13 protein-coding genes and 1 pseudogene are annotated in these 15,444 nt (G+C 67.4%); 5 read left to right on the top strand and 9 right to left on the bottom strand.

Features of this window, described 5'->3' with window-relative positions:
• Nucleotides 1-30 precede the first annotated feature (30 nt).
• Nucleotides 31-861 (top strand): 1,4-dihydroxy-6-naphthoate synthase, encoded by an 831-nt coding sequence (locus ACN27B_RS12240; RefSeq protein ID WP_091584294.1) that lies wholly within the window; start codon nt 31-33, stop codon nt 859-861.
• Here the strand turns inward: ACN27B_RS12240 and ACN27B_RS12235 are convergent.
• Together ACN27B_RS12235 and ACN27B_RS12230 are read right to left on the bottom strand one after the other, a co-directional pair.
• Nucleotides 822-1,208, bottom strand: a complete 387-nt coding sequence (locus ACN27B_RS12235; protein ID WP_091583311.1) for a cold-shock protein — start codon at nt 1,206-1,208, stop codon at nt 822-824. The genes ACN27B_RS12240 and ACN27B_RS12235 overlap by 40 nt on opposite strands.
• 28 nt (nt 1,209-1,236) lie before the next feature.
• The gene (locus tag ACN27B_RS12230; RefSeq protein ID WP_099162827.1) at nt 1,237-1,860 is read right to left on the bottom strand and encodes an HAD family hydrolase; all 624 of its coding nucleotides are present in this window, start codon (nt 1,858-1,860) and stop codon (nt 1,237-1,239) included.
• A 37-nt stretch (nt 1,861-1,897) separates the two neighbouring features.
• Here ACN27B_RS12230 and ACN27B_RS12225 point away from each other — a divergent pair, with 37 nt between their 5' ends.
• Complete coding sequence (locus ACN27B_RS12225; protein ID WP_422745000.1) at nt 1,898-4,363, top strand: helicase-associated domain-containing protein; 2,466 nt, start codon at nt 1,898-1,900, stop codon at nt 4,361-4,363.
• Nucleotides 4,364-4,367: 4 nt separating this feature from the next.
• Here the strand turns inward: ACN27B_RS12225 and ACN27B_RS12220 are convergent, their stop codons facing one another.
• The gene (locus ACN27B_RS12220) at nt 4,368-4,604 is read right to left on the bottom strand and encodes a hypothetical protein (protein WP_099162829.1); all 237 of its coding nucleotides are present in this window, start codon (nt 4,602-4,604) and stop codon (nt 4,368-4,370) included.
• Nucleotides 4,605-4,724: 120 nt separating this feature from the next.
• Nucleotides 4,725-5,600, bottom strand: a complete 876-nt coding sequence (locus ACN27B_RS12215) for a L,D-transpeptidase family protein (protein WP_099162830.1) — start codon at nt 5,598-5,600, stop codon at nt 4,725-4,727.
• Between the two features lie 173 nt (nt 5,601-5,773).
• On the opposite strand from ACN27B_RS12215, the gene ACN27B_RS12210 reads away from it, so the two are divergent.
• On the top strand, nt 5,774-7,453 hold the full coding sequence (locus tag ACN27B_RS12210) for a DNA repair helicase XPB (RefSeq protein WP_422744997.1): 1,680 nt from the start codon (nt 5,774-5,776) through the stop codon (nt 7,451-7,453).
• An 803-nt stretch (nt 7,454-8,256) separates the two neighbouring features.
• Here ACN27B_RS12210 and ACN27B_RS12205 read toward each other — a convergent pair.
• The 5 genes and pseudogenes from ACN27B_RS12205 to ACN27B_RS12185 form a co-directional block, all read right to left on the bottom strand.
• On the bottom strand, nt 8,257-9,402 hold the full coding sequence (locus ACN27B_RS12205; RefSeq protein WP_422744995.1) for a hypothetical protein: 1,146 nt from the start codon (nt 9,400-9,402) through the stop codon (nt 8,257-8,259).
• Complete coding sequence (locus ACN27B_RS12200) at nt 9,399-11,801, bottom strand: ATP-binding protein (RefSeq protein ID WP_422744993.1); 2,403 nt, start codon at nt 11,799-11,801, stop codon at nt 9,399-9,401. Before ACN27B_RS12200 ends, ACN27B_RS12205 begins: the two co-directional genes overlap by 4 nt.
• Entirely contained in the window at nt 11,779-12,399 is a 621-nt protein-coding gene (locus ACN27B_RS12195) for a hypothetical protein (protein WP_422746155.1), read from the bottom strand. The genes ACN27B_RS12200 and ACN27B_RS12195 overlap by 23 nt, the downstream gene beginning before the upstream one ends.
• 303 nt (nt 12,400-12,702) lie before the next feature.
• Nucleotides 12,703-13,665: pseudogene (locus ACN27B_RS12190) on the bottom strand (N-6 DNA methylase); the annotation flags it as partial.
• Nucleotides 13,666-14,273: 608 nt separating this feature from the next.
• Nucleotides 14,274-14,483: a winged helix-turn-helix domain-containing protein gene (locus ACN27B_RS12185; protein ID WP_422744991.1), complete on the bottom strand. Its 210-nt coding sequence runs from the start codon at nt 14,481-14,483 to the stop codon at nt 14,274-14,276.
• A gap of 424 nt (nt 14,484-14,907) precedes the next feature.
• On the opposite strand from ACN27B_RS12185, the gene ACN27B_RS12180 reads away from it, so the two are divergent.
• Both ACN27B_RS12180 and ACN27B_RS12175 read left to right on the top strand, forming a co-directional pair.
• Nucleotides 14,908-15,144, top strand: a complete 237-nt coding sequence (locus ACN27B_RS12180) for a DivIVA domain-containing protein (RefSeq protein WP_422745944.1) — start codon at nt 14,908-14,910, stop codon at nt 15,142-15,144.
• Nucleotides 15,141-15,407: a hypothetical protein gene (locus ACN27B_RS12175; RefSeq protein WP_238447883.1), complete on the top strand. Its 267-nt coding sequence runs from the start codon at nt 15,141-15,143 to the stop codon at nt 15,405-15,407. The genes ACN27B_RS12180 and ACN27B_RS12175 overlap by 4 nt, the downstream gene beginning before the upstream one ends.
• Nucleotides 15,408-15,444: the final 37 nt, after the last annotated feature.

The raw sequence follows: 15,444 nt of genomic DNA, 5'->3' as shown, positions 1-15,444 counted from the left end.
CGACGACGCGGCCGGGGTTACGGTGGGGGCGTGGCGCTCTCCCTGGCGATCTCCCCCTGCCCCAACGACACGTTCGTCTTCGACGCGCTGGTGCACGGCCGGGTGCCGGGCGCACCGCCGGTCGAGGTGACCTACGCGGACGTGGACGTCACCAACACGGCCGCCGAGCGGGGAGCGTTCGACCTGGTGAAGGTCAGCTACGCGGCGCTGCCGTGGCTGCTCGACGACTACCACCTGCTGCCCTGCGGAGGCGCGCTGGGCCGGGGCTGCGGGCCGCTGGTGCTGACCCGGGGCGACCGGGCCGACCTGTCCGGCGCGACCGTCGCGGTGCCCGGTGAGCGGACCACGGCGTACCTGCTGTTCCGGCTCTGGGCTGCGGACCAGGCGCCGGCGCGGATCGAGGTGGTGCCGTTCCACGAGATCATGCCGGGCGTGGCCGCCGGCCGGTACGACGCCGGGCTGGTGATCCACGAGGCGCGCTTCACCTACCCGCGCCACGGGCTGACCGCCCTGGTCGACCTGGGTGAGTGGTGGGAGGGCGACACCGGCCTGCCGATCCCGCTCGGCGCGATCCTGGCCCGCCGCGGCGCGGTGGACCCGGTCGAGGCCGCCGCCTGGATCCGCGAGTCGGTGCGGCAGGCCTGGGCCGACCCCGAGGCCAGCCGCGAGTACGTCCTCGCGCACGCGCAGGAGATGGAGCCCGACGTGGTGGACCGGCACATCGGCCTCTACGTCAACGAGTTCACCGCCGACCTGGGTGAGGCCGGCTTCGCCGCCGTGGAGGCACTGCTGGGCCGGGCCGCCGACGCCGGGCTCGTCCCTCAGACCTCCAGCTCGCGCGCCACCGCGTGGACCAGCTGAGCGATCTTCTGCGCGGTCCGGCGATCCGGGAAGCGGCCCCGGCGCAGGTCCGGCTGGACCTTCGCCTCCAGCACCTTGATCATGTCTTCGACCAGGCCGTGCAGCTCCTCGGCCGGTCGCCGGCGCAGCTCCGCCACGGACGGCGGCGCCTCCAGCAGCTTGACCCCCATCGCCTGGGCGCCCCGCCGGCTGTCCACCACGCTGAAATCGACCCGCTGACCACCCTTCAGGTCGGCGACACCCGCCGGTAGCGCGCCCTTCGGCAGGAACACGTCGCCACCCTCGTCACTGGTGACGAACCCGTATCCCTTGGCCGCGTCGTACCACTTCACTCGACCCGTCGGCACCTGTCGAACCCCGCTCCACTCGAACCGTCTACCCCTCCAAGGCTAGCCCGATGATCCGGTCGACCGCCGCCGGGAATTCGGCGAGATCATCCAGCACCATCTCCGCGCCAGCGGCGCTCAGCTCGTCCGGCGTGCAGTGGCCGGTCGCCACCGCCACGCCGGGGATTCCGGCCGCCCGCGCCGCGGCCATGTCGGCCACGTGGTCACCCACGTAGAGCGTCGCCCCGTGCTCGCGCAACGCGGTCGCCTTCTGCTCGGCGAACAGGTCACCGGCCAGCTCGTCGACCGGCAGGCCGAGGTGGTCCAGGTGCAGCTGCGCCAGCCGCCCGATCTTGGCCGTCACCACCATCGTCCGACCGCCGCGCGCGTGCACCGCCCGCAGGGCCGCCGCCGCGCCCGGCATCGGCACGGTCGGGGTGATCGCGTACGCGGGGTAGAGCTCCCGGTAGAGCGTCACCGCCTCCTCGACCCGCTCCGGCGGGAACCAGTACGCCAGCTCGGTGCGCAGCGGCGGACCCAGCCGGGAGACGGCCAGCTCCTCGTCGACCGGCACGCCGGTGCGCGCGGTCAGCGCCCGGAAGGCCGCGGCGATGCCGGGGCGGGAGTCGACCAGGGTCATGTCGAGGTCGAAGCCGACCATCAGCGGAGACATGCCGAGAACCTACCCAGCGGGCTAGCGTGGTACGACGATGACCACCTCACTCGCCGACCACCTGCGGGCCCTTCCCGACGATTCCCTGGCCGCGCTGCTCCAGCTGCGGCCGGACCTCGTCGTGCCGGTGCCGGCCGACGTGTCCGCCCTCGCCCTGCGCGCCCAGTCCCGGGTCTCCGTGGCCCGGGCGCTCGACGGGCTGGACCAGTTCACCCTGCAGATCCTCGACGCCGCCCGGCTGACCCGGGGCCCCGAGGGCGCCACCTCCACCGACCAGATCCTGGCCATGGCCACCGCCGGGCCGCACCCGCCCGCCCCGACCGCGGTCCGCGCCGCGGTGGACCGGCTCCGGGCCCGGTTCCTGCTCTACGGCCCCGAGCACGACCTGTGCGTGGTGGGCGGCGTCGACGAGGTGTCCCCGTACCCGGCGGGGCTCGGCCGGCCGGCGGCGGAGCTGGACGCGCGCGCGGCGGCCCTCTGCGCGGACCCGGCGAAGCTGCGGCGGACGCTGCTCGCCGCGCCGCCCTCGGCCCGGGCGGTCCTGGACCGGCTCGCCGCCGGCCCACCGGTCGGCACGGTGGCGCCGGGCGCGCTGGAGACGCCCGCCACCGGGGGCGAGGACGTGCTCCCGCCCGACCTGGTCAACGGCGGCGCGCCCACCGGCTCACCGATCCGCTGGCTGGTCGAGCACCGGCTGCTGGTGCGGATGTCCGGCGGCAAGGGCGGCACCGTCGAGCTGCCCCGCGAGGTGGGGCTGGTGCTGCGCCGCGACGCCGGCCCGCTCGGCCCGCTGCGCACCAGCCCGCCGCTGGTCTCCGGCCCGCCCCGCGAGGTCAAGGCCGTCGACTCGGCCGGCGCCGGGCAGACCATGGAGGTGGTCCGGCACACCGAGACGCTGCTGGAGGCGCTGGTCGTCGAGCCGGCGCCGGTGCTGCGCTCCGGCGGGGTGGGCGTGCGCGACCTGCGCCGACTCGCCCGCGGTCTCGGCCAGGACGAGCCGACCACCGCGCTGCTGTTCGAGGTGGCGTACGCGGCGGGGCTCGTCGGCGAGCTGGAGCTGACCGGCGGGGCCGGCACCCGGTACGGCGGTGACCAGCAGATCCTGCCCACCGGCGGGTACGAGGTGTGGCGTGCCGCGTCGCTCGCCCAACGCTGGGAGCAACTCGCCCGCGCCTGGCTGGCGATGACCCGCCAGGTGGGCCTGGTCGGGCAGCGGGACGACCGGGACCGCCCGATCTCGGTGCTCTCGGCCGAGGCGGAACGGGCCGGGGCGCCGGCCGCCCGGCGCGCGGTGCTCGCCGTGCTCGCCGACCTGCCGCAGGGCACCGCGCCGACCCCCGACGAGGTGCTGGAGCTGCTCGACTGGCGGGCGCCCCGGCGGGCCCGGGGCCGCGAGGCGGCGCACCGGGAGGTGCTGGCCGAGGCCGCCCGGCTCGGCGTGACCGGGCTCGGTGCGCTCACCTCGTACGGGCGGCTGCTGCTGGCCGAGCTGAACGACGCCGACGAGCGGGGTGACGACCCGCTCGGGCTGCGCTCCGACGCGGAGTCGGGTGATCCGTCGACGGCGGTGCGTGCGCTGGACGGGCTGCTGCCCGCTCCGGTCGACCACGTCCTGGTGCAGGCCGACCTGACCGTGGTGGTGCCCGGTCCGCCCGACCCGGCGCTCGCCGCCGAGCTGGACGTGGTGGCCGAGCACGAGTCGGCGGGCGGGGCGAGCGTGCACCGGGTCACCACGGCCAGCGTCCGGCGGGCGCTGGACGCCGGCTACACCGCTGACGACCTGCACGCGCTGTTCCGCCGCCGGTCGCGTACCCCGGTGCCGCAGGGCCTCACCTACCTGGTGGACGACGTGGCGCGCAAGCACGGCGGGCTGCGCGTCGGCTCGGCCGGTGGCTACGTGCGCAGCGACGACGAGGCGCTGCTCACCGAGGTCCAGTCGGACCGTCGGCTGGAGTCGTTGGCGTTCCGCCGGCTGGCGCCCACGGTGCTGGTCACCCCGTACCAGGTCAACCGGATGCTGCTCGCGCTGCGCGACGCCGGCTACGCGCCGGTGCCCGAGGACGCCAGCGGAGCGACGGTGCTGGCCCGGCCGAAGACCCGGCGGGCGCCGGCCCGGACGCCGGTCACCGGACGCCCGGTGGACCCGCTGGCCACGCCGAAGCTGCCGATGCCCCGCCTGCTCGGCGTGGTCGAACAGATCCGCCGGGGCGACGCGGCGGCCCGGGCGGCGCGGCGGGCGCCGGCCGTGGTCCGCGGTGGCACGCCGCCCGGCGGTCCGACGCCGGTGCCCGGGCACGGCGACGCGTTGGCGGTGCTCCAGCAGGCGGTACGGGACCGGGCGCTGGTCTGGGTGGGCTACGTCGACGCGCACGGGGCGACCGCGTCCCGGCTGGTGCGGCCGGTCTCGATCGGCGCCGGTTACCTGCGCGCCGAGGACGACCGCACCGAGATGCTGCACACCTTCGCGCTGCACCGGATCACGGCCGCCGTGTTGGAGGAGTGAGGCGTCACTCCCCGTTGCGGCGCAACGTGCCGATCACCGAGACGGCCAGCAGCAGCGCGAAGGCCGCGCCGGCGGACTCCCCGACCGAGTCGACGAAGCCCTGCCGCTGCACCAGCAGCCCGAACAGGAACCAGCCGAACACGCCGGCGGCGGCGGCCGCGTAGCCGACCATCACCGCCGTGGAGACCTCGTGCTGCCGCGTCCGCTCGTCCTCGGGAAGCACGTCCTGGTCGACGGTCATGTCAGCCCCTCCCCGCCCCGTGGTGGACCCGGCTTCCAGCGTGACACCGAGCGGATCGCGCGGACAGGGGTTAAAACCCTGATCCGGGCGGTCCGGTCACGGGTGCGGGCGGGGCGGGGCTCAGGTGCCGGGGCGGCGGCCGACCACCACCACGCGGGTGCCGACCGAGCCCAACTCCCAGAGGCGTACCGCGTCGCGGTGCAGCAGGTTGACGCAGCCGTGCGAGCCGATCGCCCCGTTGTGCAGGTAGGTGGTGGTCTCGTGGAAGCCGATCCCGCCGTTGAACTGCTGCCAGTAGGGCAGCCACACCTCGTACGGGTTGGACCACTCGCGCGGGTTCTTCCGCCCCACCGAGTAGGTGCCGGCCGGCGTGGCGTAGCCGGACATGCCGGTGCGGGTGACCGTCGGGCCCATCACCACCGTGCCGCCGCGCATCGCCCACACGGTCTGCCGGGTCAGGTCGACGCAGAAGGTGAGCCGGGAACCGGCCCGGCAGCGCGACACGTCGGTGCTCGCCAGCCGCTTCGCCACGTCGTACGTGGTGGGGCCGGCGCGACCGGAGGCCGGGCTGATGCCGTACCGGCTCTGGAACTTCTTGATCGCGGCGCAGTCGGCGGCGGACTGCGCGCCGTCCACGGTCAGCGTCCCGAAACCGCCCAGCCGGCTCAGGTAGCTCTCCACGGCCCGCTGGTGCTCCCCCTGCGGGCATCCGCTGGACCGGCTCGGCTTCGGCGTGGGCTTCGGGGAGGCGGTCGCCCCGGGCGACCGGGAGGGTTTCGGCGTGGCCGTCCGGCTCGGCTGCGCCGACGGGGACGTCGCCGGCCGTTCGGACGTGGGCGGCGCGCTCGCCCCCGATGCTCCCTCCGTCAGCCCGACCGGTGCGGGGGTGGTGACCCCGGCGCCTTCCGGCTGCGGATCGAGCGCGCACGCGCCGACGCCGACCAGCACGACCACCGCCAGGCCGGCGACCCGGGCGAGAAACCGGACACGCTGCATGGGCCCTCCCTGGACAGTTGTCCCGCTTGCTAGACGTGTGGGACGAGTATGACGTTGCCTGTCCAGCAAGACTTTTTTCGGACCGTCCCCGGCGTGTAACACTGGATGGTCCGCCTTCGGCAGGTCAGCTGTGGTGCGGGCAGAGATTCCGGGCGATGCGAGAGGACCCTGGCGTGAGCGGTGGACCACTGATCGTGCAGTCGGACAAGACGCTGCTGCTGGAGATCGACCACCCGGACGCGCAGGCCTGCCGGATGGCCATCGCGCCCTTCGCCGAGTTGGAGCGTTCCCCCGAGCACGTGCACACCTACCGGCTCACCCCACTGGGCCTGTGGAACGCGCGGGCCGCCGGCCACGACGCCGAGGGCGTGGTCGACTCCCTGATCAAGTACTCCCGCTACCCGGTGCCGCACGGGCTGTTGGTGGACGTGGCGGAGACGATGGACCGGTACGGCCGGCTCCAGCTCGCCAACGATCCGGTGCACGGGCTGGTGCTGCGCGCGCTGGACCGGGTGGTCCTGATCGAGGTGGCGAAGAGCAAGAAGCTCGCCGGCATGCTCGGCGCGAAGCTCGACGACGACACCATCGCGGTGCACCCGTCCGAGCGGGGCCGGCTCAAGCAGGCGCTGCTCAAGCTGGGCTGGCCGGCGGAAGACCTGGCCGGGTACGTGGACGGCGAGGCGCACCCGATCGAGCTGGCCGAGTCCGGCAAGGACGGCGGCAGGCCGTGGACGCTGCGGTCGTACCAGCGGGAAGCCGTCGAGGCGTTCTGGGCCGGCGGGTCCGGGGTGGTCGTGCTGCCCTGCGGCGCCGGCAAGACGCTCGTCGGCGCGGCGGCGATGGCCGAGGCGAAGGCGACCACGCTGATCCTGGTGACGAACACGGTGGCGGGACGGCAGTGGAAGCGGGAACTGATCGCCCGCACCTCGTTGACCGAGGAGGAGATCGGCGAGTACTCGGGCGAGCGCAAGGAGATCCGCCCGGTCACCATCGCCACGTACCAGGTGCTCACCTCGCGGCGCGGCGGCGCGTTCACCCACCTGGACCTGTTCGGGGCCCGCGACTGGGGCCTGGTCGTCTACGACGAGGTGCACCTGCTGCCCGCGCCGATCTTCCGCTTCACGGCGGACCTCCAGGCCCGTCGCCGGCTCGGCCTCACCGCGACGCTGGTACGCGAGGACGGCCGGGAGGGTGACGTGTTCAGCCTGATCGGCCCGAAGCGGTACGACGCGCCGTGGAAGGACATCGAGCAGCAGGGCTGGATCGCCCCGGCGGAGTGCACCGAGGTACGGGTGACGCTGACCGACGCGGAGCGGATGGCGTACGCGACGGCGGAGGCGGAGGAGCGCTATCGGATGGCGGCGACCGCCCGCACGAAGCTGCCGGTGGTCCGGGCGCTGGTGGAGCGGCACCCGGACGAGCAGGTCCTCGTCATCGGTGGGTTCCTCGACCAGTTGCACCAGCTCGGGGAATACCTGGACGCGCCGATCGTGCAGGGCTCGACCACGAACAAGGAGCGCGAGCGGCTGTTCGACGCGTTCCGCTCGGGCGAGGTGCGCACCCTGGTGATCTCCAAGGTCGGCAATTTCTCGATCGACCTGCCGGAGGCGGCGGTGGCGATCCAGGTGTCCGGGACGTTCGGGTCGCGGCAGGAAGAGGCGCAGCGGCTGGGACGGGTGCTACGGCCGAAGGCCGACGGGCGCCAGGCGCACTTCTACACCGTCGTCTCCCGGGACACGATCGATACGGAGTACGCGGCGCACCGGCAGCGGTTCCTGGCGGAGCAGGGGTACGCGTACACGATCGTCGACGCGGATGACGTGCTGGGACCAAAGCTGCCAAGCGTGGACTAGAGCGGTGCTGCCACCCAACGGGGGCAGCGCAGCGGAGTGTACCGGCCGGCCGACTCGACCTCCCAGGACGCTTCAGCCGGGCCATCCGCCGCGCCGCCACCGCCGCACAGCATGACCTCTGCTGCTACACGCGCGACGGCCTGAACCGCAGTCACACCTGCCATGGCCGACGCGCTTGCTGACGGCGACACGCTAGTCAGGCGGGGGCCTTGTTCACCCAGCGGCGAATCCGCCCCGGATCACTCGGAAGCACATCACCGCAATCAATTCCAGCTCCCCTCATTTCCTCATACAGGCGCCTGAGTCGCGCCAAGTTCAGGTGCTGTTCATTATATGCGGTGATTAGAATGTCAAGCGCACAACACACCCGAACACCCAGGTTAGCGGCGACTCGCCGAGCTGCATCCTCATTTATGATGGCGGCGTGTGACCCTTCTTTCGCGAAGACCAACGTTTCCGCCTCACCCATATCCGAATGCCCAGGAGGAATCGGTCGACGCGACTCCGCCCGAACCTGACTTCGAACCTTCTCCACCTCTTCGTGGTCCTCAATCACGTGGGGCCCGGTAAGGGATTTTCCATCCGTGCCTAACCAACGCTGGGCCGCTTGGGCAAGTTCAATGCCTCCACCGCTTCGCCTTCTTCTCGAGTGGCCCCTAATCTCCTCCGCCACAGCTTGCGTCCAGTTCATGCGACCGTGGTAGCGACCGAGTAGTAGGCGCACACCTCCGGTAACGTGGCCAAAGCAAAGAAGTGGACCAGTGTCTAAGACAACCTGCACAGAGGTATTGGTGCCTGAGCCATTAGAGGTAGTCAACGAGTCCTCCCTCGATTCGGCCGCGGTCCCCGCGAGCAACCATCGTCCTCAGTTCGGAATCATGTTCAATCTCTTCGAGTTCAGCCCATGGCTCTTCGGCAAAAACAGGCCAGAGGTCGGGCGCTAGGCGAAGGCAACTAGAGGCATCCGCAACGCCTGTGACACGATAATCGGCATCTACGGCAACTACCGGATTGGCATAGTTCAAAGTCCGTACCGTACGCCCGTGAAGCCGCGTGAATTGCTCGGCCAGTGCCTCTGCTTCGTCTGAGGAGGCAGGCGCTTCCGAAAGACAGTCATCGACCACTGCATCTAGGCCCGCGCGCCACCATCGCTCTCCAACTAAGCTGCCAAGGTGGCCAACATACCGACACTCCTGAAGTTTGCGACCCAACGGCGAGTCAGAGCTGGAAATCTCCCAGAAGTCCTTTGCTGTCAGCCTCAGTACGGCAGCGGCCCATTCGACAGGCAGGAGGAAGGTAGGGAACGGAAGTATTCGATGAGTGAACCAGCGGAGCCATGCAGTCCCGGATGTGTAGGTGGCGACCACGTTCTCGGGCGGCCTGGAGATCTGCACATCAGCCAAGGCCGCCTCAGCCCACCGGATCTCATCCCGTAGACCCAGCCACCTTCCACCTTCGTTCCAGCTCCGGGGATCGATAGCCAATGGCGCAAGGCCCTTAACCGCTGCCCCAAGCTGGCGGATTTTTTGGGCCATCATAGGATCCCCCTTTGAGAGAATCCAGTCGATGTTGTTCTGAGCTGCCACGAGTGGCTCCCGCATAGAGGTCGGGAGATTCTTCGCTAGACGAGCGAGGTCGCCGGTGCGAAGCGCAATGGCAGCATGGTGATCGATGCGTCGAAGATGCCCGGCCACCACAGCGGCAATGGCGAGTCCGTCTTGCGGCCAATAAATTGCTTCATCCGGGTGCGGCACCTTGGCCCAGTCGTAGTATTGGTCCACACAGATCACATCTGCATCGCGGAGATCATCCTCAGTGACGCTATCTGGCGATTTGACCTCGATCTCGAGGCCCTGAGTTTCGAGGCCGTCCGCGACCGACCGTTCGCGTTCCACTTCGTCATCAATGATAAGAACGTGAGGAGACCCGTTCTCGAGCTTCATCTTCACCGCCGCACTCTTCGCCCTGGAATAAAGACCTCGACCGCTGTCATAAAACCCTTGCCAGCCTTTACAAATCGCACCGTCCCTCCATACTCTGAAATCACCCTTCTAGTGATGGGTAGCCCGAGACCCATTCCTTGCCCCAGAACCGAGTCTACGCTGACTGTTGTTGACTCGAAAGGCCTAAACCACCTTTCAGCATCGTTCAGATCAACAGCAATTCCAGTATTCTCTACAACGATACGAACGCCCCCCTCTAGGGCCGCTCGACCGCTGACCGCGATGCGCCCTCCGGTTTCCGCCGCCTTAATCGCGTTTGTAAGCAGATTCGTTAGGACGAGTGTCAACTCGGCTTGGAAGACAGGAGGCGTCTTGACGTCCTCGGCCATGTCTATCTCTATCGTGATTTGACGCTCCCGAGCCGAACCCGCAACAAAAGCAAGGCTAGAGTCGGCTACGTCACTGAGCGGAATTCGACGTCGGCGCCTTCTCGAATCGGGCCCGACGACATCGACCAGGTAACTAGCAAGCCGCGCCAGCGACTGTACGAGCTGATCGGCTGCGGCATCCACATCTCTCAGTAGAGCCGGTAGCCTTCGGTTGCCCGTAGTTGAGGAGCGGGCTGCCTCGGTCAGCGCTCTGATTGAGCGAGCGAGGCCCAGCACGCCATTGATTTCATGAACGAATGCAGCTAGTTGAAGCCCGACGCCGGCAAGCAATCGAAGAGTCGCCTCTTCTTCGTCGTATTGCGAGGCTTCCTCAAGGAGATCCAGCGCCCGTTCAATTCTCGCCACCCTTGGGAGAACTTCAGGGTTCCCGGCGGCAGAGCGAAGGTCGTGAACTTCGTCCCGTACGACGGCGAGCGACATCGCCAGATCTTCTTTTTTACTTGAAGCCGGCTCGGGTGGCGGCTCCTCGCTTCTGCGAACTGAGGCATGGACAGAAGACGGGGTGTCTCGCCGAGGATGAGTCGTTGGACTCTCTGTGGTCTTTGCGACATCCGCCGCCATCTCTGCTCGGCGCCGCTTCTTGTCCTCGGCGTTTCGGGCAGCTCGCACGCGAGTCAACAGGTCGACCCCGCTCCGCACGATGTCCCGAAGGTGCCCGAATGCCGCATTTTGGAGGAAGCCTTCTCGGTTAACGACCGGTCGCAACGATTCTGCGCCATCGGCCGTTAGAAAGACGCCACCAAAATACTGGTCGTTCCCGAGCGTCAGAAAGCCTTCGTTCTCCACGGGCCCCACACTGGACCCCGAACCGGAATCGAGATCGATGTCGAACGACCTTGGCTTGCGGGCATAGTCCCGGTCCAAGCTCAGCCAGTCGTCACCCTGGTCGCCGTATGGGAGGGTGCGGAATCCCTCAACGTAGACCCGTATACCGCTTGTACGCCGAGCGAAGCGTCCCAATACTGATGCACGAGACCCAACGCTCCCCTCCCTAGCGTATATCCTCGCTAAGAAAAAGGGACCATTTGCCGGGTCCGGATGATCCATATAGAACCTGTAATGGGGCAGGTTCTCAAGCCCTCGCGCCTCGGCCTTGGTCGGCTCGATTGCGAATGTAACTCCACTCGCTGACGCTTCGATCTCAATGAGCCAGTTCGCTCGTTGCATGAGCTCCGCCACGAGAGCTTCGCCCGTGTCCAGATCGCCATCGAAAACTACTCTGAAACCAGGGTCGTTCGACCCTCGTGTCCAAGGTGTAATCGTGCCCAGCAAAAGTCCGTCACGAACAACTCCCGCGGGCGGAGGGCTTAGCAGTTCAGTTGGGGCATAACCGGAAGAAACTTCGGCAATGAAGTTTTCCAATGCAGTGGGCGTCCATTTTCGGCGCAGCCCACTCAGTACCAGAGTAGTGCCCGGGATGTCGGACGGGCCAGGAATGAAGGGTTTGACGACCAGGCCCTCTCCGGCCTGTTCTAGGGTTTCATGATCGTCTTCCAGCGCTTCCCAATCAATCAAGGCTCGCACGCCTCGGCGAGGCCGCCCCGGCTCGATGACGGCCCGGACGACTGCACTTGGAGTGGAAACTACCTCCAGTCGCCGCGCTAGCTTGTGCGCCGACAGACGACCAACGCCTTTGGCGCCCGTATACCTGCGCCTGAATTTGGGGCTCCTCCGGTCACCCTGCTCCTTATACCTGCCAGCAATTCGTAGGAACGCCCCTTGAAAGATGTCCGGGGTCATGCCGATCCCGTCATCCATGATTGAGATCCGGCCTTCATCCTTGATGCGTAGGCCCCGCCCGCTAACAGTAACGCGCGTAGCATCCGCGTCGTACGCGTTCTTAATCAACTCCATCAAAGCCGTGCTCTCACGGCCGACGAGAAGCTCCCCTAATTCTCGGAAGAGGTGGGTGTCGACAGTGAAGCTGAAGCGCTCACCGACCTGCTTGGAAGTCACTCGCGTCTCCCTCCGTGTACGGTGAGGATGGTCTGGCGTAGCTTGGTTCTAGGCGATCCGCAAGCCAGTCAGGAAGTGGAATTTGCGCGAGGTCGCTTGGCTCCAACTTCAGGACGCCCAAGCCGTGTTGACGTGCAACACTCGCCATTGCCCACTGCCCCTCCGCACTACGCAGCCAATCAGCCAGCAACTTGGGTAACTCCGGCTCAACAGGCCGCCGTCGCAGGCGAACCGCATAAAGGGTGTTCGTGGGAACAGCACCTATGGCATTCAGTACCACCCGGAAACGTTCCTTGCCCATCGGCCCGACTAAGATGTCAGGAGGCGGGACCTTCTCAAGTGAATACCAAGTCTTCCTGGTCTTGCACAGATGTTTCTGATTCACACCGTCAGTTTCACCGTCAGCCACAAGATCCCGCACCACTTGAACATTGCAGTCCTTTTCGTCCAAGCGCAGCAACCATCGCCTTCTGCCGAGAACGCCAAGCCTCGCATGTTGCTCCGCATCCAAAACGTCTTTATCGAGATCGCGGAGCCTGGTTGCGGCCGGCACATATGTTCCTGCTGGAAGGTCGACCACTTCGGCGTCGGTTCGCAAGAAAAAGGAGTTTGCGCCAGTCGCTACCCCACGTCGGACGGTTGCGACCTGATTAAGCGGTATCGTTCGCCTTCCGGATTCCTCACGCCGAAGACGCTCTCTGCCTGCAACAAGACTGGGCGGCACAGGTCCTCTTCGATCCCAGCGGTGTGCGCGTGCCGCAGAAAAGCCGGTTTGGAGGTCTCCCTCGACATCGTATGCGATTAAATCTGGCTCTGGCGCATGGGCTGGCGAGACCCAGAGAACCATTGCAGTTACTCGTGCCGCAGGAAAGAGCCGAAGATCGTGCGGAAAGGTATGAATTTCTACTCTCCGCGACTTCAACGCCCAGATATGTTCTCGAAGCAAGGAGGCGTAATCCGACTCAAGCCAGTTGCAGGGAAGCAGCAAGCATAAGGAGTCGTCTTCCCTCAGTGCATGAAGCGCTGCCGCCAGGAAGTAGGTTGATAGCCCGGCTCTTCCCCCGGGTGCTAAGGGGCCGACCGCCTCTCGCGAACGCCGTTTTGCTCTTGCATCCATTTCCTGATGCCGCGTATAGGGGGGGTTACCCCAGATCAAGCCGGGTCTGGGCATACTTGCCCATGCCTGATCCAGCCAGGTTAGAAAGTCTTCATGATGCAGTTCTAGCCGAGCCGAAGATTCACCGCTAAGCGCTGGCCGCGCAGCAAGGAGGCCCAACGTGACTGCGTTCACATCTATTGAATGGATCTTGGCTTGGGGCCAGATTTCGAATGCAAGCTCTGTGAACGCACCCACGCCCGCACCCGGGTCAGCGACAACCTGCGGTGACACGGTAAGTCGGTGTTGAACGATCCTCGCCATGTAGGCACTGACCGTAAAGGGCGTGAAGAAGGTCCCTAACTTTCGACGACGAGGGCCGGCAACGATACCCTCATATACAGCTGCTAATGGATCCTGCTCGCCTTTGAGGGCGGTGACCAAGCGAGCAGCCAGATCCGGAGGAACCGTCGGGGCACCGGAGATCCAGGATTCTACCGCCGCAGGCAGGTTAGTCTTAACGGCCGGTGCATCGCGAAGGAGAGCCGAGGCAATGCCACCAAGAGCACCCAGTAGGGGGCGTTCCTTATCGTTCGGTCCCGGCACAACCTCTGGTGGCACCGGCGGTGCTTGGACACGACGGCACCACTTCAGCAGATCCCGCACTAGAGGCACGAAGGTGTCGTCCTCGGCGCCTCCCTCTAGATTGCGGCTCGTGTCGAGAGTGTCCTCATGGTTGTCGGCTGCTGCACCGTCGGCTGGCTTCATCGGGTTGCGTACCTGCTGACCTTGCTGTCTTGGAGGGCATGACGCTGGCACCCTACGCGGTCCCAGGCCTCGGACCCGAGCCCTGTTCATGAGGGCCGCGTCGGCTGGCTAGGTACTCCAAGCAGGCGAGGGCGTCTGTACCAGAACGAGCAACGAGCGGAGCCAACGTCGAAGTCCGGCAGGGTGCTGCTCGAGCCTTCTGCTTCGGCCTCGTGCGGTACTTCCGCCCCAATGAGCATCACCCTCACCTCCCCACAAGGTGTGCCGGGGACATTACCGGCAGGGCTTGCGTTAGCAACCCCCAAGCACCCACCGATTCGGCCATTCCCAGCTGACCTCCTTGCGCTTGCGATGAGCTGCCGAACCTCTACTGATCCCTAACAGCCGCCCATTCGGGCTGCTGTATACCCGCAGGTCACGCTGCAGACCTGAGGACTACCAGTAACGGCCGGGGTGGTTCCAGGCGAATGACGGGTTGGTCCACCCGCCGCTACCCACAGCCTCCTGTCGTGGATCCGACAGTCGGTGACGGCTGCGGTTGGGCCAGCGACTCGCCTCCTTGAGCGGGCGTGGGCGCATTGCCGGGCGAGATCACAAGCCGGAGCTAGTCAGCGCCTTCCAGGTTCTGCGACGAAAACGCCGCGCCCGGGGCGGCCGACCAGCACACCCTGCTGCCGCAACCTGGCCACCGCCCGGCTAATCGTGGACTGCGAGACGTCGTACTCGTCTGCAAGCGCCCGTCCCGAGGGGAGCTGCGAGCCGGGCGGGTACGTTCCGTCCTTGATTTTCCTCATGAGAGCGTCGAGCAGCTCGTCCATCGTGGGCGGAATAGGCACGTGGGGCCCCTTGCAGTCGGTTGGCCCACCCAGTATTGATCGGCCGTTTCGACGCAGGCAACACACGTAGCACGAATGACATAAGTGGGTAGCTGACTCGAAGACATGCTTGACATAGGTGACTCGGTGGCAATAGCGTCGCTCTCGGTGATGCGGTGCTGCTGCGGTCGGTTGGCGCCTCTCGTACCGGTCTCGCATCGCCGCTGAGACCCCACCCACCGCGCTCCCCCGGCGCGGCCCTGCTGCCGTACCGCCGATTGAGGCTGCGGTGGCAGGGCGGGGCGGTCTCCGTCGCCCGCAACCGGCGGAGGCCGCCCCCTCCACTTCGACGCGACCCGACGAGGGGCGGTCCCCCGTGCGCGACCTGATCCGTCGGCTGGTGAGCCGACGCGAGGAAAGACCACCGATGGCAGCAGCCAACCAGAGACAGCCCCTCCGGCCCTGGCAGATTCGTGAGCGGTGCTTCAACGTGCGCCGGCGCGGCCCCGACCCCGTCGAGATCCGCACCTTCCTGCACCGCGTGGCCGACGAACTCACCGTCGCGCAGACCGCCCTAGTCGCGGTGCAAGAGGAAGACGTACGGATCAAGAACGCGCTGCGCGCCTGGCAGAGCGCCCAGTCGGCGAACCACCGTTACCGATGAGCGACCGCTGGGTGATTCACTTACCGGTCACCGCACCCGACCTGCTCCGGGCCCGGATCCTCGCCCGGACCGCCGCCCGGGTGCTGGCCCGGCTCAGCGCACGCGTCGAGCCGGGTGGGGTGACCGTCTCGGCCGAGGACCAGCAGGGCGTACGCCACTGGGTCTTCTGCGACCGCCGACTGCCCGGCGGCGGCCGGTGTGCCCTGCCGGCCGACCACACCGCGCCCTGCTCGCGACGCGCGCCCTGGCTCAACCGGCGATGAGGAGAAACGTAAAGGGGCTGGCGGGACATAGCCCACC

The organism is Micromonospora sp. WMMD754 (assembly GCF_049315235.1).
In the GTDB taxonomy this organism is placed as follows: Bacteria; Actinomycetota; Actinomycetes; order Mycobacteriales; family Micromonosporaceae; genus Micromonospora; species Micromonospora sediminicola.
Note: the sequence above shows the minus strand (reverse complement) of the source record. Positions and strands in the feature narration are given on the sequence as shown.

Bases quoted from the DNA above. Each gene is read 5' to 3' on its own strand.
- ACN27B_RS12230 (WP_099162827.1), bottom strand. From the start codon at position 1,860: ATGTCTCCGCTGATGGTCGGCTTCGACCTCGACATGACCCTGGTCGAC.
- ACN27B_RS12225 (WP_422745000.1), top strand. From the start codon at position 1,898: ATGACCACCTCACTCGCCGACCACCTGCGGGCCCTTCCCGACGATTCC.
- ACN27B_RS12220 (WP_099162829.1), bottom strand. From the start codon at position 4,604: ATGACCGTCGACCAGGACGTGCTTCCCGAGGACGAGCGGACGCGGCAG.
- ACN27B_RS12215 (WP_099162830.1), bottom strand. From the start codon at position 5,600: ATGCAGCGTGTCCGGTTTCTCGCCCGGGTCGCCGGCCTGGCGGTGGTC.
- ACN27B_RS12185 (WP_422744991.1), bottom strand. From the start codon at position 14,483: ATGGACGAGCTGCTCGACGCTCTCATGAGGAAAATCAAGGACGGAACG.
- ACN27B_RS12180 (WP_422745944.1), top strand. From the start codon at position 14,908: ATGGCAGCAGCCAACCAGAGACAGCCCCTCCGGCCCTGGCAGATTCGT.
- ACN27B_RS12175 (WP_238447883.1), top strand. From the start codon at position 15,141: ATGAGCGACCGCTGGGTGATTCACTTACCGGTCACCGCACCCGACCTG.